The organism is Pseudomonas sp. B21-019 (genome assembly GCF_024749225.1).
GTDB lineage: Bacteria > Pseudomonadota > Gammaproteobacteria > Pseudomonadales > Pseudomonadaceae > Aquipseudomonas.
In genome coordinates, this window is record NZ_CP087193.1 from 4,160,409 (window position 1) to 4,181,481 (window position 21,073).

The 21,073-nt window shown below is 61.4% G+C and carries 19 protein-coding genes and 4 pseudogenes; 10 read left to right on the top strand and 13 right to left on the bottom strand.

Going from position 1 to position 21,073, the window contains the following annotated elements:
• The first annotated feature begins 126 nt into the window (after positions 1-126).
• Entirely contained in the window at positions 127-801 is a 675-nt protein-coding gene (locus LOY36_RS18535; protein ID WP_019648374.1) for a hypothetical protein, read from the top strand.
• Between the two features lie 62 nt (positions 802-863).
• Here the strand turns inward: LOY36_RS18535 and mnmH are convergent, their stop codons facing one another.
• On the bottom strand, positions 864-1,967 hold the full coding sequence (mnmH, locus tag LOY36_RS18540) for a tRNA 2-selenouridine(34) synthase MnmH (protein ID WP_258669890.1): 1,104 nt from the start codon (positions 1,965-1,967) through the stop codon (positions 864-866).
• Positions 1,967-3,001 carry a selenide, water dikinase SelD gene (selD, locus tag LOY36_RS18545; protein ID WP_019648372.1) on the bottom strand — a complete coding sequence of 345 codons (1,035 nt, stop codon included), beginning with the start codon at positions 2,999-3,001 and terminating at the stop codon, positions 1,967-1,969. The genes mnmH and selD overlap by 1 nt, the downstream gene beginning before the upstream one ends.
• Before the next feature lie 478 nt (positions 3,002-3,479).
• Here selD and LOY36_RS18550 point away from each other — a divergent pair, with 478 nt between their 5' ends.
• A complete protein-coding gene (locus tag LOY36_RS18550) occupies positions 3,480-4,436 on the top strand; it encodes a nucleoside-specific channel-forming protein Tsx (RefSeq protein WP_111454117.1) in 957 nt (318 codons plus the stop codon).
• Between the two features lie 24 nt (positions 4,437-4,460).
• Positions 4,461-5,495, top strand: coding sequence for a purine nucleoside permease (locus tag LOY36_RS18555; RefSeq protein ID WP_258669908.1), 1,035 nt, complete (start codon positions 4,461-4,463; stop codon positions 5,493-5,495).
• Between the two features lie 69 nt (positions 5,496-5,564).
• On the opposite strand, the gene LOY36_RS18560 is transcribed toward LOY36_RS18555, so the two are convergent.
• The 3 genes and pseudogenes from LOY36_RS18560 to LOY36_RS18570 all read right to left on the bottom strand — a co-directional run.
• The gene (locus LOY36_RS18560; RefSeq protein WP_018925381.1) at positions 5,565-6,521 is read right to left on the bottom strand and encodes a zinc-binding alcohol dehydrogenase family protein; all 957 of its coding nucleotides are present in this window, start codon (positions 6,519-6,521) and stop codon (positions 5,565-5,567) included.
• A 29-nt stretch (positions 6,522-6,550) separates the two neighbouring features.
• Entirely contained in the window at positions 6,551-6,724 is a 174-nt protein-coding gene (locus LOY36_RS18565; RefSeq protein WP_007933035.1) for a DUF1427 family protein, read from the bottom strand.
• A 111-nt stretch (positions 6,725-6,835) separates the two neighbouring features.
• Positions 6,836-7,609: pseudogene (locus LOY36_RS18570) on the bottom strand (AraC family transcriptional regulator); the annotation flags it as partial.
• Positions 7,610-7,754: 145 nt separating this feature from the next.
• Here LOY36_RS18570 and LOY36_RS18575 point away from each other — a divergent pair.
• Positions 7,755-7,982: a DUF6555 family protein gene (locus tag LOY36_RS18575; RefSeq protein ID WP_018925379.1), complete on the top strand. Its 228-nt coding sequence runs from the start codon at positions 7,755-7,757 to the stop codon at positions 7,980-7,982.
• A 72-nt stretch (positions 7,983-8,054) separates the two neighbouring features.
• Here LOY36_RS18575 and LOY36_RS18580 read toward each other — a convergent pair whose 3' ends face one another.
• From LOY36_RS18580 to LOY36_RS18590, 4 genes and pseudogenes are all read right to left on the bottom strand, one after another.
• Positions 8,055-8,213 (bottom strand): metallothionein, encoded by a 159-nt coding sequence (locus LOY36_RS18580; RefSeq protein ID WP_086945083.1) that lies wholly within the window; start codon positions 8,211-8,213, stop codon positions 8,055-8,057.
• A 95-nt stretch (positions 8,214-8,308) separates the two neighbouring features.
• Positions 8,309-8,821: pseudogene (locus tag LOY36_RS29165) on the bottom strand (methyl-accepting chemotaxis protein); the annotation flags it as partial.
• 345 nt (positions 8,822-9,166) lie between these two features.
• A pseudogene (locus LOY36_RS29170) lies at positions 9,167-9,991 on the bottom strand (cache domain-containing protein); the annotation flags it as partial.
• A 91-nt stretch (positions 9,992-10,082) separates the two neighbouring features.
• Positions 10,083-11,399 carry a Na+/H+ antiporter family protein gene (locus LOY36_RS18590; protein WP_167331173.1) on the bottom strand — a complete coding sequence of 439 codons (1,317 nt, stop codon included), beginning with the start codon at positions 11,397-11,399 and terminating at the stop codon, positions 10,083-10,085.
• 597 nt (positions 11,400-11,996) lie between these two features.
• Between LOY36_RS18590 and LOY36_RS29175 the strand changes: the two are divergent.
• Positions 11,997-13,067: pseudogene (locus LOY36_RS29175) on the top strand (HAMP domain-containing protein); the annotation flags it as partial.
• Positions 13,068-13,169: 102 nt separating this feature from the next.
• Positions 13,170-13,925: a methyl-accepting chemotaxis protein gene (locus tag LOY36_RS29180; protein WP_408981129.1), complete on the top strand. Its 756-nt coding sequence runs from the start codon at positions 13,170-13,172 to the stop codon at positions 13,923-13,925.
• A 188-nt stretch (positions 13,926-14,113) separates the two neighbouring features.
• Here the strand turns inward: LOY36_RS29180 and LOY36_RS18600 are convergent, their stop codons facing one another.
• Genes LOY36_RS18600 through LOY36_RS18615 form a run of 4 tightly spaced genes read right to left on the bottom strand, consistent with a single transcriptional unit; the run spans position 14,114 to position 16,724 of the window.
• Entirely contained in the window at positions 14,114-15,427 is a 1,314-nt protein-coding gene (locus LOY36_RS18600) for a sensor histidine kinase (RefSeq protein ID WP_258669917.1), read from the bottom strand.
• The gene (locus tag LOY36_RS18605) at positions 15,424-16,092 is read right to left on the bottom strand and encodes a response regulator transcription factor (protein WP_019648365.1); all 669 of its coding nucleotides are present in this window, start codon (positions 16,090-16,092) and stop codon (positions 15,424-15,426) included. Before LOY36_RS18605 ends, LOY36_RS18600 begins: the two co-directional genes overlap by 4 nt.
• Positions 16,093-16,095: 3 nt before the next feature.
• Positions 16,096-16,416 carry a PepSY domain-containing protein gene (locus LOY36_RS18610; RefSeq protein ID WP_258669921.1) on the bottom strand — a complete coding sequence of 107 codons (321 nt, stop codon included), beginning with the start codon at positions 16,414-16,416 and terminating at the stop codon, positions 16,096-16,098.
• On the bottom strand, positions 16,416-16,724 hold the full coding sequence (locus tag LOY36_RS18615) for a PepSY domain-containing protein (RefSeq protein WP_258669926.1): 309 nt from the start codon (positions 16,722-16,724) through the stop codon (positions 16,416-16,418). Before LOY36_RS18615 ends, LOY36_RS18610 begins: the two co-directional genes overlap by 1 nt.
• 282 nt (positions 16,725-17,006) lie before the next feature.
• On the opposite strand from LOY36_RS18615, the gene LOY36_RS18620 reads away from it, so the two are divergent.
• From LOY36_RS18620 to codB, 4 genes are all read left to right on the top strand, one after another.
• On the top strand, positions 17,007-18,086 hold the full coding sequence (locus tag LOY36_RS18620; protein WP_258669940.1) for a patatin-like phospholipase family protein: 1,080 nt from the start codon (positions 17,007-17,009) through the stop codon (positions 18,084-18,086).
• A gap of 85 nt (positions 18,087-18,171) precedes the next feature.
• A complete protein-coding gene (gene queD, locus LOY36_RS18625; protein ID WP_007933061.1) occupies positions 18,172-18,528 on the top strand; it encodes a 6-carboxytetrahydropterin synthase QueD in 357 nt (118 codons plus the stop codon).
• A gap of 127 nt (positions 18,529-18,655) precedes the next feature.
• Positions 18,656-19,486, top strand: a complete 831-nt coding sequence (locus LOY36_RS18630) for an alpha/beta fold hydrolase (RefSeq protein ID WP_258669942.1) — start codon at positions 18,656-18,658, stop codon at positions 19,484-19,486.
• Positions 19,487-19,791: 305 nt separating this feature from the next.
• On the top strand, positions 19,792-21,063 hold the full coding sequence (codB, locus tag LOY36_RS18635) for a cytosine permease (RefSeq protein ID WP_258669945.1): 1,272 nt from the start codon (positions 19,792-19,794) through the stop codon (positions 21,061-21,063).
• Positions 21,064-21,073 lie beyond the last annotated feature (10 nt).

Here is a 21,073-nt window from a genome sequence, read left to right on the forward strand (position 1 = left end):
TCGGACTCTGAGCATTGCCCTGTTAGAAATGGGCCGGGTCAACGACATGGAAAACACCCTATGCTAGGAGCTTGAGGTGTCAATGTTTGTCAGCCTTAACCAAATGCGCTGAAGATCACCTATTCGATGATGAATCCTTTGAAATTCACCAACCGCTTCAAACATCGTGCTTATATCTTCCTGCCCGCTCTGTTGGCGGCCAGCGCGTTGCTTTTGTCGCTGGAGTCCAGTGTAAGCCGCGCCCAGCCGGTGGACGGTACACAGACGCTGGTGTTTTTGCGTCACGCGGAAAAACCGGCCGGCGGCCTGGGTCAGCTCAATTGCCAGGGACTGAACCGCGCCATCGACCTGGCCACCTTGCTGCCGGAAAAATTCGGCAAGGCCAACTACGTGTTTGCCGCCAACCCGACGCGCAATGTCGAGGAAGGCGAACTGGATAACTCCTACAGTTACATCCGCCCCCTGATGACCATCAGCCCCAGCGCGATCAAGCTCGGCTTACCGGTGAACATCGAATTTTCGGCCAACGACACCAGCGACCTGGCCGATGAACTGCTTCGCGACAAGTATCACAACTCGATCATCTATACCGCCTGGTCCCATGGCTACCTGCCCGAGCTGATCAACAAGGTCGCCGGGGAAGCCGTCGGCTCAGAACAGCGCATCACCGATGACTGGGCATCCAGCGACTATGACTCGCTGTACGTGCTCACGCTGACCTGGCACAACGGCAAGGCCAGCCTGCAGAGCCACAGCTACAAGCAAGGGCTCAATAACGGCCCGGAGAGTTGTCCGACGTAAGCGGTCGGGCACCTGCTGGCCCCATCGCGAGCAAGCCCGCGAAGGGGCCAGCAAAAACAACATCACCCCCGCTGCTTACCCCGCTCCCGCAAATATTCGAGAACCGCCCCCCGATCCCCGACAAACTCGATCCGCGCGCCCTTCTTCTCCCGCTGAAACACATACATCGGGTCGTAATACTCACGCAGCAACCCTTCGATCCAGCCCCGGTGCAAGTCCACCGCGCCGCTATTGGCCTGTTCCGCCAGCGCATCTTCCATCAAGGTCAGCATCCGCCGATGACGTTCGCCGCCCAGGCGTTTCTGGACATTGTTCAGGCTCGCCAACATCCGCTCGGAAAACAGCGTGAAGCCTTCATCGCCATACACCTCGGTGAACTCGGCGCATAAATCCACCACGTAATCGCGCAGGATCCGCTCGACGCGCCCTTCCAGGCTGTCTTCCAGCCAGACCATCGGAAACTGCTGCATGCCCTGATACAGCGGCAACGGTAGCGCGCAACTGCCGATCGCGCGGCTCTCGTCTTCGAGCACAAACTGCCCGATACCGCTGGCACGCTTTTTCAGCACGTCCACGGCCAGGCGGTTTTCAAAGTCGATGTTGGAGGGTTGGCCAGTGGCGCGTTTGCCGAAGCTGGAGCCGCGATGATGGGCGTGACCTTCAAGGTCCAGCGCGTTGCTCAATTGCGTGAGCACCTCGGTCTTGCCGGTGCCGGTCATGCCGCCCAGCAAAACGAAATCGCACTGGGCTACGGCCTGGTCGAGCGTGTCGAGCAAGAAGGTGCGCATGGCCTTGTAGCCGCCACCGACCCGCGGATAGTCGATGCCCGCTTCGTCCTTGAGCCACTGCTGGGTGATCTGCGAACGCAGTCCGCCGCGAAAACAATACAAATAACCATCCGGATGCGCCCGGGCAAAATCGGCCCAGGCCTGGATGCGCTCGGCCTTGATCGCGCCGGCCACCAATTGATGCCCCAGCGTGATGGCCGCTTGCTGACCGTGTTGCTTGTAGCAAGTGCCGACCCGTTGCCGCTCGTGGTCATTCATCAGCGGCAGGTTGACCACGCCGGGGAATGAGCCTTTGAGGAATTCGATCGGCGCGCGCACATCCATCATCGGCCGGTCGTTGAGGAAGATGTCGCGGTAATCGGTGAAGTCTCTGGACATCAAACCACCTCAACCGCGTGGGTCTGTCGCTCAACCAGTTCGCCGATCGGCTGAAGGGCCAGCCCAAGTTCGGCCGCCACCGCCAGGAACGCTGCGTCGCCTTCGGGCGTGACTGCAATCAGCAAACCGCCGCTGGTCTGCGGGTCGCAGAGCACGCGTTTATGCAACTCCTGGAGCCGGCCGACCTTGCTGGCGTAGCTGTCGAAATTGCGCAGCGTGCCGCCGGGCACGCAGCCCTGATCAAGGTAATACTCGACGCCCGGCAGGCGCGGCACACGGTCATAGCCGATGCGGGCGGTCACGTTGCTGCCGTCGGCCATTTCCACCAGATGCCCGAGCAGGCCGAAACCGGTGACGTCAGTCATTGCGGTCACGCCGTCGAGCTTGCCGAAACGGCTGCCGGGTTTGTTCAGGGTGCACATCCAGTCGCGGGCCAGGCCGATGTCGGCATTGCGCAACTTACCCTTCTTCTCGGCGGTGGTGAGGATGCCGATGCCCAAGGGTTTGGTGAGGTAGAGCAGGCATCCGGCGGTGGCGGTGTCGTTGCGCTTCATGTGGCGCTTTTCCACCAGTCCGGTCACGGCCAGGCCGAAGATCGGCTCAGGTGCGTCGATGGAATGGCCACCGGCCAAGGGAATTCCCGCTTCATCGCAGACCGACCGACCGCCGCGAATCACTTCCCGGGCAATCTCCGGCGCCAGCACATTGACCGGCCAGCCGAGGATCGCAATCGCCATCAACGGATCGCCGCCCATGGCGTAAATGTCGCTGATGGCGTTAGTGGCGGCGATACGGCCGAAATCGAACGGGTCGTCGACAATCGGCATAAAGAAGTCAGTAGTCGATACCACGCCGCGCTCTTCATCGATGGCATACACCGCCGCGTCATCGCGCGAGGCATTGCCAACCCAGAGTTTCGGGTCCAGGTTCTGCGCCCCGCTGCCGGCCAGAATCACCTCCAGTACCTGGGGCGAAATCTTGCAGCCGCAACCTGCGCCGTGGCTGTATTGGGTCAGACGAATCGGCTCGCTCATGGGATGCACCTTGTGAAGTCAATGCCCAGGATTCTACAGCAACCCCCATTTGTAGGAGCCGCAATAAGTGATCCATTGTGGCGGGGGAGCTTGCTCCCGCTCGGGTGCGAAGCACCCGCAAACCTGGCGGACAGGGATTCCCAGAAACACCGCATGCAAGGTTTTGGGGCTGCTGCGCAACCCAGCGGGAGCAAACTCCCTCGCCACAAAAGCTCAGGCCACAGATCAGGTGACACCACTTTGGTGCATGTCCTGTCCAGATCCCCTTCGCCCCGAGTTCCATTCGTTTTACCTATCCTCCCGTAATCCTTGACCGAAAGGACAGCAAAACCGCCAATTCCTCCGGCTTTTCAGCGCTTTGAGAAAATTGGTATAGCTTGTGCAAACGTTTGCGAGTCGCCGATACCGGCCTGTTCACCACTTAAACCGCACAAGCCCGCACCATCGGGCCTTCGATACGCACGAAAAGGGACTTTTAATGCATTGCACCTCCAGTCGCGTGACTTGCTCGCGCACGTTTGCTGTTTCCTTGCTGTTGGCCAGCGTTACAGGACTACTCAGCAGCTCCGCGTTGGCCCAACCGGCCACCACCGAAGAATCCGCCCAGGGCGAAGCCCTCAGCCCTGAAGCCAACCCACCGAAAAAAGGCGCGTACCTGTCGGACTGGTTCAATCAGGACCTGACCGTCATCGGCAGCAAGGACATCAGTTTCGGCCCGCAACCGGCCGACGATATTTACCTGGAGTACGAATACTTCGGCCGCAAGGGGCCGTTCGAGTTGTACGGCTACATCGACATTCCGAAGATCTTCGACATCGGCAACAGCCATGACAAAGGCGTGTGGGATCACGGCTCGCCAGTGTTCATGGAGCACGAACCGCGGATTTCCATCGACTACCTCGCCGGCCGCAGCCTGGCCGTCGGGCCGTTCAAGGAATGGTACGTGGCGTTCGACTGGATCTACGACCACGGCAGCAACAGCGCCAATCGTGCCAACACGCTGTACAGCGGCCTCGGCACCGACATCGACACCCATTCGCGGGTCAACCTGTCGGCCAACTTCTACGGTCGCTACCAGTGGGAAAACTACGGCGCGAGCAACGAGTATTCGTGGGACGGCTACCGCGCCCAGCTCAAATACATCGTGCCCATCAGCAGTTTCAGCAACGGCGCTTCGTTGACCTACATCGGTTTCACCAACTTCGACTTCGGCTCCGATCTGCACAAAGACAACCCGGCCCGCACCGCCAATGCCACCGTGGCCACCAACGTGTTGCTCTACGCCTTCACCCACTTGCGTTTCACCCTGGTCGGCCGTTACTTCCACAACGGCGGCAACTGGGAGGACGGCAGTGAGTTGAATTTCGGCGACGGCGACTTCCGCGCCCGTTCCAACGGCTGGGGTTACTACGCCGGTGTCGGCTATCAGTTTTAAGGCTCATTTGAATCAGGAGGTTTTATGAAGGCAATGACGCGTCTTTCCCTGTCTGTCGGTTTTGCGGCAAGCACCCTGCTCTCTTCCTCTGCCTGGGCGGTAGAAGCGCCGATCCAGCCGAAAGTGATGCTGATCACCATGTTCGCTCCCGAGGCGCAGAACTGGATCGATCGCCTGGAACTCAAGCAGGAAGTGCGAGTACCGGGCCTGTCCGCCGAGTACCCGAACATTCGCTGCAACACCGAACAGGTGTGCCTGATGGTCACCGGCATGGGCCAGACCAATGCGGCGGCCTCGACCCTGGCCCTGGCGCTGTCGCCGAAATTCGACCTGCGCAAAAGTTACTTCCTGATCGCCGGGATTGCCGGCATCAGCCCGAAACACGGGACCATCGGCACCACCGCGTGGGCGCACTACCTGGTGGAGTTCGGCACCCAGTGGGAACTGGACTCCCGGGACGCGCCGAAAGACTGGCCGACCGGTTACCTGGGCATCAACACCAAAGGCCCGAACGAAAAACCGCCGCTGGATTACAAGACCGAAGTCTTCGAACTCAATCCAAAGTTGCAGGCCAAAGCCTTCGCCCTGAGCCACAAAGTCGAACTGAGCGAGAGCAAGGAATCGGCGGCGTGGCGCTTGAAGTATCCGTCGGCCCCGGCCAATCAGCCGCCGGTGGTGACCCAGTGCGACACGCTGGCGGGCAATACCTGGTTTTCCGGGACGCGCTTGAGTGAGCGGGCGGAAGTCTGGACAAAATTGCTGACCAACAACGAAGGTGTCTACTGCACCACTCAGCAGGAAGACAACTCCACCTACGAGGCACTGCTGCGGGCCAGTCGCGAAGGTCTGGTGGATGTCCGCCGTTTGGCGGTGGTACGCGCCGGTTCCGACTTCGACCGGCCGGCGCCGGGCCAGAGCGAAGTGGATAACCTGCTCAAATACGCCGATCAGGGCGGGTTTGTGCCGGCACTGGAGAACCTGTACCGCACGGGGAATCCGTTGGTGCAGGAGATTTTGCAGAATTGGTCGGCTTGGGAGAAAGGTGTGCCTGAAGCCTGATCTGATAGGTGGGAGCGGGCTTGCCCGCTCCCACATTTGATCCGGGGTGTATTTCCAGTTGCATCCATTTCAAGGCAACAAAATCACCTTGTCGCCACTGCCCTGATTCACCTCGGCATACCGTTCCAGCCCCTCGGCCAACGGCGATTCAACTAGCCCTTCCGGCAACGGCAACAGGCCCTGATCGAAAAAGCTTCCGAACTGTTCGAGCATCGCCGCACACGCCTGAACCCCGTACAGCAACGAATTGATCCCCACCACCGAACCGCCCTTGCGATACAGCGCCAGGGCCGGCAATTGCACATGCCCATCCGCCGGTGCGGCGATGATTGCGATTCGGCCGAACGCGGCCAGCGCCGGGACCGAGGCCGGTAGCCAGAAACCGGTGGTGTCGAAGATCACGTCGGCGCCGCCGGCATACACAGCGTTGACCTGTGCGCCCAGGTCCTCAGGCTTATCCAGTTGCAGCGTCTGATAACCCTGAGCCTGCAAATCCTTGACCTGTTCCGGCCGCCGCGCCGCCGCCAGCACCTGGGCGCCCCGGACTTTGGCCAGCGCCAATGCTGCGCTGCCCACCGCCCCGCCGCCGATCACCAACAACCGCGTTCCGGTCGTGACAAGACTGCGTTCCAGCGCATCCCACGCCGTGGTGTACGGCACACCGAGGCTGGCAGCCTGGGCAAAGCTCAGATGCGTCGGCTTCAGCGCCACGCCATTGGCCGGCAGTTTGACGAATTGCGCGTGGGAACCGTCGGCAAAGAAGCCCAGCTCCCGGCCGGTGCCCCAGACTTCCTGGCCGATCAGCGCCTGCGGGCCTTCGACGACGATACCGGCGAAATCACGCCCGGGAATCCGCGGCAACGTGGTGTAGGGAAAGCGCCCCAGTACGTTTTTCACATCACTGGGATTGAGCCCCGCCGCCTTGATCTGGACCAGCACTTCGTCAGCGCCGGGAACGGGGGTGGGCACCTCAACGTAGCGCAGGGCCGAGAGGTCGCCGGTTTTGTCGAATTGCAGTGCTTTCATGGGCATTTCCACCAAATGGATAAGAGGTTTCAGGAGATCCAGCCCGCCACCAGTTGCCGGCCCAAGGGCCACAACTGCTCACCGGCGAGCATGCCCAGCAGACCCACCAGCGCGATGGCCGGTGGTGCGGGGGAACGAAAATCCAGCGCGCCATAGAGCAGGCCGACGCCCAGACCGATACCCAACGAGATAAGGTAGTTCATGACAGACTCCGTGGCATAAGGGGGTATGCGCAGAGTCTAGAGAGAGGTCGCCACGGGCATCGGCCAAGTACTTCTGAATGTCGGCCAAAGCGCTTTTGACGCAGCGCCGCCCCGTTGCTGGCTCACGCAAAACTGCGAAGGCGCGACGCCCAGTTCCCGGCGGAACATGTCGCTGAAGCTGCTCGGCGAATAACCCAGCTCCCGGGCAATCGCGCTGACCGGTACGCCCTGAATCAATTCGGCCGCCGCGGTCGCCAGTTGCACCTGCCGCCGCCATTCGGCGAAGCCCATGCCCAAACCGTCCTTGAACAACCGCGCCAGGGTACGCACGCTGGCACCGGCATTTTCGGCGTGCTGCTCGAAGGGAATGTCCAGCGACGGTGAGGCCATGACCGCCTGGCACAGGTTCATCAGTCGCCGGTCGGAATCGTCCGGCAGCGGTATTTTCAGCAATGAACGTCGGGCGCGCTTGAGCTCCAGCAAGGCCAGGCCGACCAGCGCATCGTAGTAATCCGGGGCACCGTCGTCGCCCTGCTCCACCAGCCCGACGATCAGTTCGCGCAGCAAGCCGCCGACTTCAATCACTTGCACACTGTCGTCCAGTGTCGCCGCCAATGACGGCCGCAGGTAGATGTTGCGCATCTGCAAGTCAGAGACCACGCGAATCCCGTGCGGCACACCCGGCGGCAGCCAGACCGCCCGTTGCGGCGGCACCACCAGTGCTTCATGGGGTGTCTCGACCCACATCACACCGCTCATCGCGTACAGCAACTGGCCCCACACATGTTCGTGAGGCTCGATATACAACCCACGCGGGTAAGTACGTGCCAGCGGTTGCACCGGCACATCGGTATCACTTAAATCAGGGGGTGCGGCCTTGGCCATAGGCTAGGATCATTGAGGGGCGGAAAGGCTCCATGGTAGCGAGGCGTGCAGCGTGTCGCCAGTCACTGTAACCGACTGACAATCCGACTGAATTTTTCGCGCGCCTGGCGATCCTTCTATTACAACAGGGAGGAATACAGGTTTTATGAACAACGCAAAACTTTTCGTCATTGAATACACACTTCATGGCAAGCCCAAGTCTTTCATCATCCGCCAGGACAAAATGGACAACGCAGAAGCCTGGCACTGGGCAAGTTGCGACGCCGGCATAGGCCGGATCCCGCGTTTTGGCCGTGAGCGGGTGCAAAAGACCAGCAAACCAGTGGCGGAAAAATTCGGCGTCGAGAACGTGACCTGGCGGCCGACGAGTTGAGCTTTGAAAGGGAGGGTGAATATTCAAACTGAAAGTGGAGCCGCAGCGGCTCCACTTTTTTTGGGTGAACGGTCAGTGCTTAGCGCACTTGCAGCCTTTGGTGGAACATTCTTCGCCGTGTTCGTGATGTTTGGCGCAGCCTTCGCAGCAATAGTGCTTGCCGTGACGCACGATGGGGTGATCGCCCAGTTTGCAGGAGCATTTCGGGCAGTCGCAGGTACCGTCGTTCATGAGTCTGACTCCATGGTTATGGTCGTCCGGGTGCGACGGATGCGCACCGTAATACCAGTGTAGGAGTTGGAGCCAGCCCTGCCCCGCTCACCGCATCAAATACGGAATTGCCCGACCAATTGCCCCAGGCGCTGACCGAGATCGGCCAGGCTGCGCGAGGTTTGTGCGCCGCGCTGGGTCTCGTCGGCGACGCTGTCCACCGCCACGGCGATCTGGTGCACGCTGCGGTTGATCTCTTCGGCCACGGCGGTTTGCTCTTCGGCGGCGCTGGCAATCTGCGCGTTCATCGAGTTGATGGTGCCGATCAACTGGGCCATGGCATCCAGCGACGCCCCGGCCTCGTTGGCCTGGGCCGACGTGCCGTCGCCGGCCTCGCTGGAGCGGCGCATGGACTCGACCGCCGATTGGGTGCCGGCCTGCAAGCGGTCGATCATGCCCTGGATTTCCTGGGTACTGATTTGCGTGCGACTGGCCAGCGCCCGCACTTCGTCGGCAACCACCGCAAAACCACGTCCGGCCTCACCGGCACGGGCAGCTTCAATGGCGGCGTTGAGCGCCAGCAGGTTGGTCTGCTCGGCAATCGAACGGATCACCCCGAGCACGCTGACAATCGACGACACGTCTTTTTGCAGGCTGTCGAGGGACACGCCGCTGCTGCGAATGTCGTTCACCAGTGCATGAATCTTCACGATGCTGCCGGCCACCACGCGCTTGGCGGCCTGGCCTTCTTCGTCGGTCTGCTGGGCAGCGACCGCGGCGTTTTGCGCGCTCTTGGCCACTTCCTGGGCCGCCGCCGACATTTGGTTGATCGCCGTGGCCACCTGATCGGTCTCGTGACGCTGGCGCTCCATGGCCTGATCCGAGCGTTGGGCCTGATCGGAAACCTGATTCACCAGCCCGGTCAGTTGCGAGGTCATTTCGGTGATCTGCCGCACCAGGCCGTGGATCTTGTCGACGAAACGGTTGAACGAGCCGGCCAGTTCGCCGAGTTCATCCTGGCTGGTGATGGTCAGGCGCCGGGTCAGGTCGCCCTCGCCCGCCGCGATGTCGTCGAGGTTGGCTTTCATCAGGTTCAGCGGACGCAGAATGGTATTGGCCAGCAGCATCCCGGCCGCGGCGATCACCAGCAGCACCACCACGGCAATCCCGACAATGCTCAGCACCACGCCTTGCATGCGTTCCTGGACCTTGGTCTCGACCAGCGCCACTTGCGCTTCGATGCCGTCGAGGTTGACCGCGGAGCCGACCGCCATGTCCCACTTCGGCAGGTATTCGGTGTAGCCGAGCTTGGGCACCAGCACTTGGCTGTTACCGGGCATCGTCGAGCTGTATTGCAGGTAGTGGGTCCCGTCCTTGGCGACTTTCACCAGATCGCGGTTAACGTAGACGCCGTTCGGGTCGCGGTTGTCCTTGAAGCTCTGGCCCACGCCTTCGGGGCTGTTGGCCCTGAACAGGCGCACGGTGTTGGAGTCGTAGCCGAAGAAGTAGCCGTCCTTGCCGTAGGTGATGCTCGACAACAACTTGATCACCTGCGCCCGCGCCGCGTCATCGCCGGGGGCGGCCACGTCGTAGAGCGGCTTGATCGTGGTCATAGCCACGGCAACGTAACTTTGCAGGGTCGCTTTGGCGTCGTTGAGCAGGCGCTGACGGGTTTCCTCGACTTCCTTGCGGGCCTGTTCCTGCAGGATGAACAGCGTGGTCAGACTGATGACCAGCGCAAAGAGCAACACCGGGAGGACGGCAAGGGACAGGACTTTGGCCTTCAGGCTCATGCGCATGACGTTCACTCTTTTGATTTTGTTGGCGTGGTTAAAGGCTATAACGGCACGCCAGATCAAAAGTTGAACGCGGTCCTACAAGGTAGAGTGGTTACAGAACCATCGCCGCCACCCAACCGAACGCCAGCAACGGCAGGTTGTAGTGCAGGAAGGTCGGGACCACGGTGTCCCAGATGTGGTGATGCTGGCCGTCGATATTCAGACCGGAGGTCGGGCCCAGGGTCGAGTCCGACGCCGGTGAACCGGCATCGCCCAACGCGCCGGCCGTGCCGACGATGCACACGATGGCGATCGGGCTGAAGCCCAGTTGCACGCACAACGGCACGAAAATCGCCGCCAGAATCGGTACCGTGGAAAACGACGAGCCGATGCCCATGGTCACCAACAGGCCCACCAGCAGCATCAACAGCGCCCCGATGCCTTTGCTGTGGTCGATCCACGAGGCCGAGGACTCCACCAGTGTCTGCACATGACCGGTGGCTTTCATCACTTCGGCAAACCCGGACGCGGCGATCATGATGAAGCCGATCATCGCCATCATCTTCATGCCTTCGGTGAACAAGTCGTCGGTTTCACGCCACTTGACGATGCCCGACGCCGAAAAGATCAGGAAGCCCACCAGCGCCCCGATAATCATCGAGTCCAGCAACAGCTGAATAATGAACGCCACGACAATCGCCAGACCGGCGACCATCAGGCTCAAGGGGTTGTACTGCACCGCGACCTGTTCGACTTGCTCGATCTTTTCCAGGTCGTAAACGCGCTTCTTGCGGTAGCTGATGAAGGCTGCCGCGAGGCCAAACACCATGCCCAGTGCCGGAATGCCCATGGCATGGGTGACGTTGATGCCGCTGATGTCCACTCCGCTACGGGCGACGTTGGCCAACAGGATTTCATTGAGGAAGATGTTGCCGAAGCCCACCGGCAGGAACATGTACGGCGTGATCAGCCCGAAGGTCATCACGCAGGCGATCAACCGCCGGTCCAGTTGCAGTTTGGTCAGCACATATAAAAGAGGCGGCACCAGCAACGGGATAAAGGCGATATGAATCGGCAAAATGTTCTGCGAGGCGATGGCCACCACCCAAAGCAGGCCGATCAGCAGCCATTTGACATTGCCGCCACCGTTGGCGTGCTGGCGATCGACCATGGCCAGGGCTTTGTCCGCCAGGGCGTGGGCCAGGCCGGACTTGGCAATGGCCACCGCAAATGCGCCGAGCAAGGCGTAGGACAACGCCACCGTCGCCCCGCCACCGAGGCCGCTGTTGAAGGCTTTGAGGGTCGCATCGATCCCCAGGCCACCCGTCAAGCCACCCACCAGCGCGCCCACAATCAGCGCGATTACCACATGCACGCGGGACAGGCTGAGTATCAGCATGATGCCGACCGCGGCAATTACTGCATTAATCATCGTTACCTCAAGGCAAGCGGAAAGAGTCCGTCCGGCAGTGCGCACAAGCGCCGCCAGCGGATTGAAGAGAGGGTTTTATTAGAGGGCGCGCACTGTGCCGGACCGCTGCCGCCTTGTCAAAGGGGGCTCTGTGGCGAGGGGGCTTGCCCCCGTTGGGTCGCGAAGCGGCCCCCTATATTCCTGCAGACACACTTGGTTGCCTGGATTCGCGACTGCTTCGCAGCCGAACGGGGGCAAGCCCCCTCACCACAGGCTCCCTCGCCACAGAGGTTGCAGTGATCGGGATTGGTTATTCAGCCTGCGACATAAAGAAAGCCAAATCACGGCCGCTACAGTGCAAAGTCTCAGATATTTATCGAATAAAAGGACGTTCCCATGTCGCTCAGACACCTTTCCATTCAATGGAAAATCACCCTGTTGGCCGGGCTGTGCCTGGCGGGCATCGTGACCCTGCTGGTAGGGCTTTCGCTGTATCGCATGGAGCACAGCTCGGCACTGGTGAAAGCCTCGAGCATGGAAATGCTCACCGAAGCCGCCCAGGCGCGCATTGAGTCCCAGGGTGAGGTCCAGGCGCTGGGGATTCGCCAGCAGTTCATGGACGCCTATCAATATGGCCATGGCTTTTCGCGGCAGGTGCTGTTTTTGCGCGATCAGGCCGAGAAGCGCTTTCTCGATGCCTTCGACCTGCGTGAAGACCTGACCCGGCAGGTCAAGTCGGCCCTGCAGGCCAACCCGGACCTGCTTGGCCTGTCGCTGGTGTTCGAGGCCAATGCGCTGGACGGCAAGGACAATCTGTTCGCTGGGCAGACGGAGTTGGGCAGTAACGACAAGGGCCGTTTCGCCCTGTACTGGTCGCAACCGACGCCCGGCAAAGTGACCTCCATGGCCCTGCCGGAAAGCGACATGGCCGACACCAGCACCGGCCCCAGCGGCGAACCGGCCAACGCCTGGTTCACCTGCCCACGCACCACGCTCAAGCCTTGCGTGATCGAACCCTACTTCTATGTGATCGACGGCCAGAACGTGCTGATGACCAGCATCGTGTTCCCGTTGATGGTCAACGGCAAAGTCATCGCCTCGCTGTCGGTGGACATCAACCTCAATAGCCTGCAAGCGATCAGTCAGAGCGCCAGCAAGAAACTCTATGACGGCCAGACCAGCGTCAGCATCGTCAGCCCGGTCGGTTTGCTGGCCGGCTACAGCCCGGACGCCAGCAAGCTCAGCCAGCGCCTCGACGCCGTGGACACCACCAACGGCGCCGAACTGCTGCGCCGGCTCACTGCCAGCAGCAAGACCGAGAGCCTGCACAGCAACCAGCAACTGAAAGTGCTGTCGCCGTTCCAGCCGATTCCCGGTGGCAAATCCTGGGGCGTGTTGCTCGACGTGCCGGAGAAGGTGCTGGTCGGCCCCGCCGAAGCGTTGAAAAAACAACTCGACGACAGCAACACCGCCGGCACCCTGGTTGAACTGTGCCTGGGTGTACTGGCGGCGCTCGTCGGTTTGTTACTGGTGTGGCTGATGGCCCGCAGCGTGACCAAACCGATCCTCGGCGTGGCCCGCATGCTGGAAGACATTGCCAGCGGCGAAGGCGACCTGACCCGGCGTCTGGCTTACGACAAAAAGGATGAGCTGGGCCAGTTGGCCGGTTGGTTCAACCGCTTCCTCGACAAGCTGCAACCGATCATCGCCCAAGTGAAACGCTCGGTGCAGGACGCCCGCAGCACGGCAGACCAATCGTCCGCCATCGCCACCCAGACCAGCGCCGGCATGGAACAGCAATACCGCCAGGTCGACCAAGTGGCCACCGCGTCCCACGAAATGAGCGCCACCGCCCAGGACGTCGCCCGCAGCGCCGCGCAGGCGGCACAAGCAGCACGCGACGCCGATCAGGCAACCCGTCAGGGTTTGACCGTGATCGACCGCACCACCACCAGCATCGACCATCTGGCCGCCGACATGAGCGCAGCCATGGTGCAGGTTGAAGGCTTGGCAGCGAACAGCGAGAAAATCGGTTCGGTGCTGGAGGTGATACGCGCCATTGCCGAGCAGACCAACCTGCTGGCGCTGAACGCTGCCATCGAAGCCGCCCGCGCCGGTGAGGCCGGACGCGGTTTCGCCGTGGTCGCCGATGAAGTGCGCAACCTGGCGCGACGCACTCAGGAATCGGTGGAGGAAACCCGTCAGGTGATCGAGCAGTTGCAGGGCGGTACTCAGGAGGTGGTGAGCTCGATGAACAGCAGCCATCGCCAGGCTCAGGGCAGCGTCGAGCAGGTGGGTCAGGCGGTGACGGCGTTGCGGCAGATTGGTGATGCGGTGACGGTGATCAGCGATATGAACCTGCAGATTGCCAGTGCGGCGGAAGAGCAAAGCGCGGTGGCCGAGGAAATCAATAACAACGTGGCGACCATTCGGGATGTGACCGAATCGCTGTCGGGACAGGCCAATGAGTCGGCGCGGGTGAGTCAGTCGCTTAACAGCCTGGCGAATCAGCAGCAGAGCTTGATGGACCAGTTTCGCGTGTGACCTGACACCTGTGGCGAGGGAGCTTTTGTGGCGAGGGGGCTTGCCCCCGTTCGGCTGCGCAGCAGTCGTAAACCTGCCAGCTCGGTCTGTCTGATTACACCGGAGTGAATGGTTTTGGGGCTGCTGCGCAGCCCAACGGGGCGATGCGGCGTTCCGACAAGCCCCCTCGCCACACCTTCAGTCCTCCGTTAGCGTTTGGGCAGTTCGATCATCACTTTCAACCCGCCCCACTCGCTTTCCTCCAGCCTCAACACCCCGCCCCACGTGTCGACGATGTCGCGCACGATGCCCAATCCCAATCCATGCCCATCGGTCTGTTCATCAAGCCGTGTACCGCGGCTGAACACCTGATCGCGCTGGTCTTCGGGAATCCCCGGCCCATCGTCTTCCACGCTCAACTGAAAACTTTCAGCCGTTTCAACCACGCTTAACCGAACCTCGGCATCCGCCCATTTGCAGGCGTTATCCAGCAGGTTGCCCAGCAACTCCAGCAGATCTTCGCGATCCCACGGCAGTTGCAAACCGGTCGGTGCTCGGTAGCTCAAGTCGAGGTGTTCGCCGTGAATCATGTTCAACGTGGCCAGTAACCCCGGCAGCTCGGCATCGCAATCAAACAACGCCCCCGGCAGCGCATCGCCGGACAACCGGGCGCGGTTGAGTTCGCGATTGAGTCGCTGCTGGACCTGCTCCAGTTGCGCTTGAATCACCTTGCGCAGCTGCGGGTGCGCATCGAGCTTCTCGCTGGAAGCCAGGCTCAACAACACCGCCAACGGGGTTTTCAACGCATGCCCCAAGTTGCCCAAGGCATTGCGCGAGCGCTTGAGGCTATCTTCGGTGTGGGCCAGCAAATGGTTGATCTGCGCCACCAGCGGCTCCAGCTCCACCGGCACGGCTTCGTCGAGTTGCGAACGCTGGCCCTGCTGCAACTGGGCGATTTGCTCGCGGGCCTTTTCCAGCGGGCGCAAGGCGCGGCGCACGGTGATCCGTTGCAACAGCAAAATCAGCAATAGCCCCGCCAGCCCCAACCCGAGGCCGACTTGTTGCATGCGACAGAAACTCTCACGCACCGGCGTGTAGTCCTGGGCGACGCTGATGGAAATCGCCTGGCCCAGCCGCCGGTAGTCCGAACGCAGCACCAGCAACTGTTGCCCTTCCGGCCCCAGTTGCAGGTTGCTGTTCAGGCCCGGGTGTTCGAGCCGCGGCAGGTCCTGATCCCATAACGAGCGGGAGCGCCAATGGCTGTCGGCAAAGTCGATACGAAAATAGTGCCCGGAAAACGGGCGCTGATAGGCCGGCGACAGATGTCGCTCATCCAGCTGCAACCCCTGCGGGCCACGCACCAGCGCCACCAGCAGGTTTTCACTGTCGTTGCGCAACCCGGCTTCGAGGTAGCGCTGCAAACCCATTTCGAACAGCCACAGGCTGGTTTGCGCCAGCACCAGGCCGACGATCACCATCACACTGATCAGGCCCAGGCTCAAGCGACGCTGGATCGACCTCACTGGGCTTGCCCGCCGAACAGGTAACCCTGACCGCGACGGGTTTCGATCACGCTGCGGCCGAGCTTGCGGCGCAGGTGGTTGACGTGGACTTCGAGCACGTTGGAATCGCGCTCGGTTTCACCGTCGTAGAGGTGTTCGGCGAGGTGGCTTTTGGAAAGGATCTGTTCGGGGTGCAGCATGAAATAGCGCAGTAGGCGAAATTCGGCGGCGGTGAGCTGGATGTCGGCGCCGTCGCGGGTCACGCACTGACGACCTTCATCCAGGTTCAGCCCGGCAGCCTTGAGCGTCGGCTGATTGGCCTGGCCGTGGGAGCGGCGCAGCAATGCCTGAATGCGCAGGTGCAGCTCTTCCGGGTGGAAGGGTTTGCTCAGGTAATCGTCGGCGCCGGCCTTGAGGCCTTCGATCCGCTCGGCCCAGGAATCGCGCGCCGTGAGGATCAACACCGGCGTCGCCAGGCCACCGGCCCGCCATTGCGCCAGCACCTCGAGCCCCGGCAAACCCGGCAGGCCGAGGTCGAGGATGATCAGGTCATAAGGCTCGCTGCTGCCCTGGTACACCGCATCGCGGCCGTCGGCCAGCCAGTCCACGGCGTAACCCTGCCGGTTGAGGCCGGCCATCAATTCGTCGGCCAGCGGCACATGGTCTTCCACCAGGAGCAAACGCATCGATCAATCTTCCTTGTCTTTCAGCAGGTGGCCGGTGGTGGCATCGACGTCCAGCTCGCGCACCACGCCTTCGGCGGTCAGCAGCTCGACTTCATAAACATAGACATCGTGTTTTTCTTCAAGCTCGGCTTCCAGCAACTTGGCCCCGGGATAGCGGTCCAGTGCTTGCTGCAAGAGCTGCTCCAGCGGCAGGATCACGCCCTGTTGGCGCAGGCGCAGGGCTTCGTCCTGATCCAGGTCGCGGGCCACGGCCACCGAGCAAAAAGCCAGAAGCATCAGCACCATGCGACTGCTGGCGCGCCGATTCAAAAAAAGCACCTTCATTACGTATCCTGATGATCCTTGAGGACCTGCCCGTTGACCGCATCCAGTTCCAGGTCCCACTCAATGCCCTGCGGGTCACGCAGTTCCACCTGGTATTTGTACTTGCCGTACTCTTCTGCAAGCTCGGTGCCGGTGATGGTCGAGCCGGGGTGTTTGGCCAGAGCGGTGGCGTTGAGCTTCTCGAAAGACACAATGGTACCAGCGTCGCGCAGTCTCAGGGTTTCGTCGGGGCCCAGGTCGCGGGCATGAGCGAGGCTAGCGGTCAGGCAAATGAGGGACGCGGTGAACAGGGCAGTCAGGATTTTCATGGGGTGGCTCCATATTTTCTTATGTGTTGCCTACGGAGCGACCTTAGCGATTCGAACTTAACTGAAACTGAATTGCCATCATTGGGAATAGCTGATGCATTCCCCGTAGGAGCTGCCGAAGGCTCGGGCCGCGATCGGACGATCTTTTGATCTTTGGCTGCGTCATAAACGCCAAAAATCAAAATCAAAAGATCGCAGCCTTCGGCAGCTCCTGCATTGATCGGGGACAATCGCAGCCCAAGAGGTGCTTATAATCCCTGCTTGCCAGACATCGAGACCGGTATGACCGCTATCCACATCAAGTTCCCTTCCCTGACCCTCAAGGCCGGCCCGCGTGCTCTGGCGCGCATCCGTGCCAACGGCTTGAGCGCTGCCGATGTGGGCACGTTGCCGGGCGCCGCCGGTGGCCCGAAAGCGCTGGGGATTCAGGGTCTGGACCTGGCGCTGTTTGGCGAATGGCTGCCGGCGGCGCCCCGGGAGCGTTCGCTGATCGGCGCCTCAGTGGGTTCCTGGCGGTTCGCCAGTGCCTGCCTGCCGGATGCCGCCGAAGGCATCCGCCGCCTCGGCCATCTGTACACCGAGCAGAACTTCGCCAAGGGCGTGACCATGGCGCAGATCAGCCAGAGCTCGCGGCGCATGCTCGATGACCTGCTCGACGGCCGCGATGCCGCGATTCTGGATAACGCCCACTACCGCCTGAACATCATGGTGGTCAAAAGCCACGGCCTGTTGGCGGACGATCATCGCGGCCGGTTGGGGCTGGGCCTGTCGTCAGTGATCGCCGACAACCTGCGCGGTCGCGCACGGCTGTCGCGGCATTTCGAGCGGCTGATCATCCACGACCCGCGCCAGGCGCCACCGGTCAACGCGCTGAATGATTTCCCGTCACGCTTCATCTCACTGAATGCCGGCAACCTGCGCCAGGCCCTGCTCGCCTCGGGTTCGATCCCGATGGTCATGCAAGGCGTACGCGACTTGCCGGGCGCAGGCGCAGGGACGTTCCGCGATGGTGGTCTGCTGGACTATCACCTCGACCTGCCCTATAGCGGCAACGACATCGTGCTGTATCCGCATTTCACCGACCGGGTGATCCCCGGCTGGTTCGACAAGACCCTGCCGTGGCGCCGTGCCTGCCCCGGGCGCTTGCAGGATGTTCTGCTGCTGGCACCGTCGAAGGAATACCTGGCACGCCTGCCCTACGGCAAACTGCCGGACCGCAACGACTTCAAGCGCTTCATAGGCGATGCCCCGAGCCGACAGAAGTATTGGCGCGCAACGATGGATGAAAGCCGTCGCCTGGGCGATGAGTTCCTCGAACTGACCGCCAACGGTCGCCTCGGCGAGCGCTTGCTGACCCTTTAGTCAGTGTTTTGCCCGGAGCTCTGGTAAACTCGCCACCTGCCCACATCGCCGCGGCGATCGCCACCTGAAAGAGCTGAACATCACTGTGGAAATCTTCAAAGAATTTACATTCGAATCCGCCCATCGCCTGCCCCACGTACCGGACGGCCACAAGTGCGGTCGCCTGCACGGTCATTCGTTCAAAGTGGCGATTCACCTGAGCGGCGACCTCGATCCGCACACCGGCTGGATCCGCGATTTCTCGGAAATCAAAGAGATCTTCAAGCCGCTGTACGAGCGTCTGGACCACAACTACCTGAACGACATTCCCGGCCTGGAAAACCCGACCAGCGAAGTGCTGGCCAAGTGGATCTGGAATGAGTTGAAGCCGTTGTTGCCGGAACTCAGCGCGATCCGCATCCACGAGACCTGCACCAGCGGTTGCATCTATCGCGGTGAGTAAGCCGATCCCAGGCACGGACGCTCCCGCAAAGGGAAATGCGTTTCGTCAGTGAATAGAGAAACAGCCTTCAATGGCTGTTTTTTTATGCCTATGCTTTTGGGCTCGCACACGCCAAGAGGACGCACCCATGACTGACTGGCCGCTGGCTCAGACCTATCGTTTCAACGGGCACTCCGTTCGCTACGCCGTACGTGGCGACGGTCCGCCGCTGGTGTTCGTGCATGGCACGCCCTTCTCTTCTCATGTGTGGCACCGGATCGCGCCGCACTTCATCACCACGCACCGGGTGTATTACTTCGATTTGCTGGGTTACGGGCAGTCCGCACAGCCGGACGGCGATGTGTCGCTGGGCGTACAGAACCAACTGTTGGCGCAATTGCTGGAGCACTGGGGCCTGGAACGGCCAGACGTGGTAGCCCACGATTTCGGCGGCGCCACTGTGTTGCGCGCGCATCTGCTCGATGGCAAGGATTACCGCAGCCTGACGCTGATTGACCCGGTGGCGCTGTCGCCCTGGGGTTCGCCGTTCGTGCAGCATGTGCGTCAGCATGAAGCGGCGTTCAGCGGGCTGCCTGATTACATTCAACGGGCGATTGTGCCGACCTATATTCGTGGCGCGATCAAGCGCGAGATTTCCGATCAGGAGCTGGCGCCTTACGTGCAGCCCTGGCTGGGTGATTCGGGGCAAGCGGCGTTCTATCGGCAGATCGCGCAGATGGATGAGCGTTATACCCGCGAGGTCGAAGCGCTGTACCCGACGATTCGCTGCCCGGTGCAGATTCTCTGGGGGGAAGACGATCAATGGATTCCCATTGAACGCGGGCGGGCGTTGCATCAGATGATTGCGGGGTCGCAGTTTCATCCCGTTGCGAATGCCGGGCATCTGGTGCAGGAGGATGCACCGGAGGCGATCATGGCGGCGATATTGCGGTTTTTACCGTTGGCACAGAACGCCTGATCGACGGAGACCCTGTGGCGAGGGGGCTCGCCCCCGTTGGGTTGCGAAGCAGCCCCCTATATGCCTACAGACACACCGGGTTGCCTGGATTAGCGACTGCTGCGCAGCCGAACGGGGGCAAGCCCCCTCGCCACAAGGTTTTGTGACTACCTGATTGCTGCGTCCCAATTTGAACCACAGCCGCACTGCTTTCGTGCCCCTCTTCAGGCTAAATCCGCCGGCTCGGCTATAAAGAACAACACCCTCGCGCCATTGGCACGAGCACTGCAACACCCTCGCGTCCTCCATCCAGCAAGGAATGCCACATGACGCAGAACGATCCGGGCAATGATTACCCCCTCAGCGAAGTTCCGATGCACGCCCGCAAGGGGCTCGCCTCCACGGCCATGGTGCTGCTGGGTTTTACCTTCTTCACGGCGACCATGTTTGCCGGCGGCAAGCTGGGGGTGGCGTTCAGTTTCGGCGAGATGCTGGCGGTGATCATCGCCGGCAACCTGCTGTTGGGAATCTACGCAGCCGGGCTTGGCTACATCGCCTTCAAAAGCGGCCTCAATTCGGTGTTGATGGGCCGTTTCTGCTTCGGCGAAGTGGGCAGCAAGCTCAGCGACCTGATCCTCGGCTTCACCCAGATCGGCTGGTACGCCTGGGGCACCGCGACCGCAGCCGTCGTACTCGGCAAATATTTCGAACTGAGCGAAAGCACCGTTCTGGGGCTGATGGTGCTGTTCGGCCTGGGCTTTTGCGCCACGGCGTATATCGGCTATCGCGGGCTGGAGATTCTGTCGTACATCGCCGTACCCGCCATGATGTTGCTGCTGATGCTGTCGATGTGGGTCGCGACGGTGAAGGTCGGCGGGCTCGAGGGTTTGCTCGCCGTGGTGCCGACGGCAACACTGGACTGGTCGACCGCGATTACCCTGGTGTTCGGCACCTTTGTCAGTGGCGCGACCCAGGCGACCAACTGGACACGTTTCTCCCGTTCGGCGCGGGTCGCGGTGCTGGCAAGCCTGATCGGTTTTTTCATCGGCAACGGCCTGATGGTGTTGATCGGTGCCTACGGCGCGATCGTCTATCAGCAACCGGACGTGGTCGAAGTCCTGTTGCTGCAAGGCTTCGCCATGGCCGCAATGGCGATGTTGCTGCTCAACATCTGGAGCACTCAGGACAACACCATCTACAACTTCGCCGTCGCCGGCTGCAACCTGTTGCGCACCGGCCGGCGCAAAACCGTGACCCTGGCCGGCGCGGTGATTGGCACGCTGCTGGCGCTGCTGGGCATGTACGACATGCTGGTGCCTTACCTGATTTTGCTGGGCACGGTGATTCCGCCGATTGGCGGGGTGATCATGGCGGACTTTTTCTTCCGTTACCGTGGACAATATCCACGCCTGGCCGATGCCCGGTTGCCGGCGTTCAACTGGCCTGGCCTGAGCGCTTATGCGGTCGGCACCGTCGCGGCATTCAGCTCCCCGTGGATCGCGCCGCTGGTAGGGATTGCCACTGCCGCGCTAACGTATGTGTTATTGACCGGCGTACTGGGTGCCCGTACCGCCGAAGCACCACTACAAGATCTCTAAAAGGACTCGC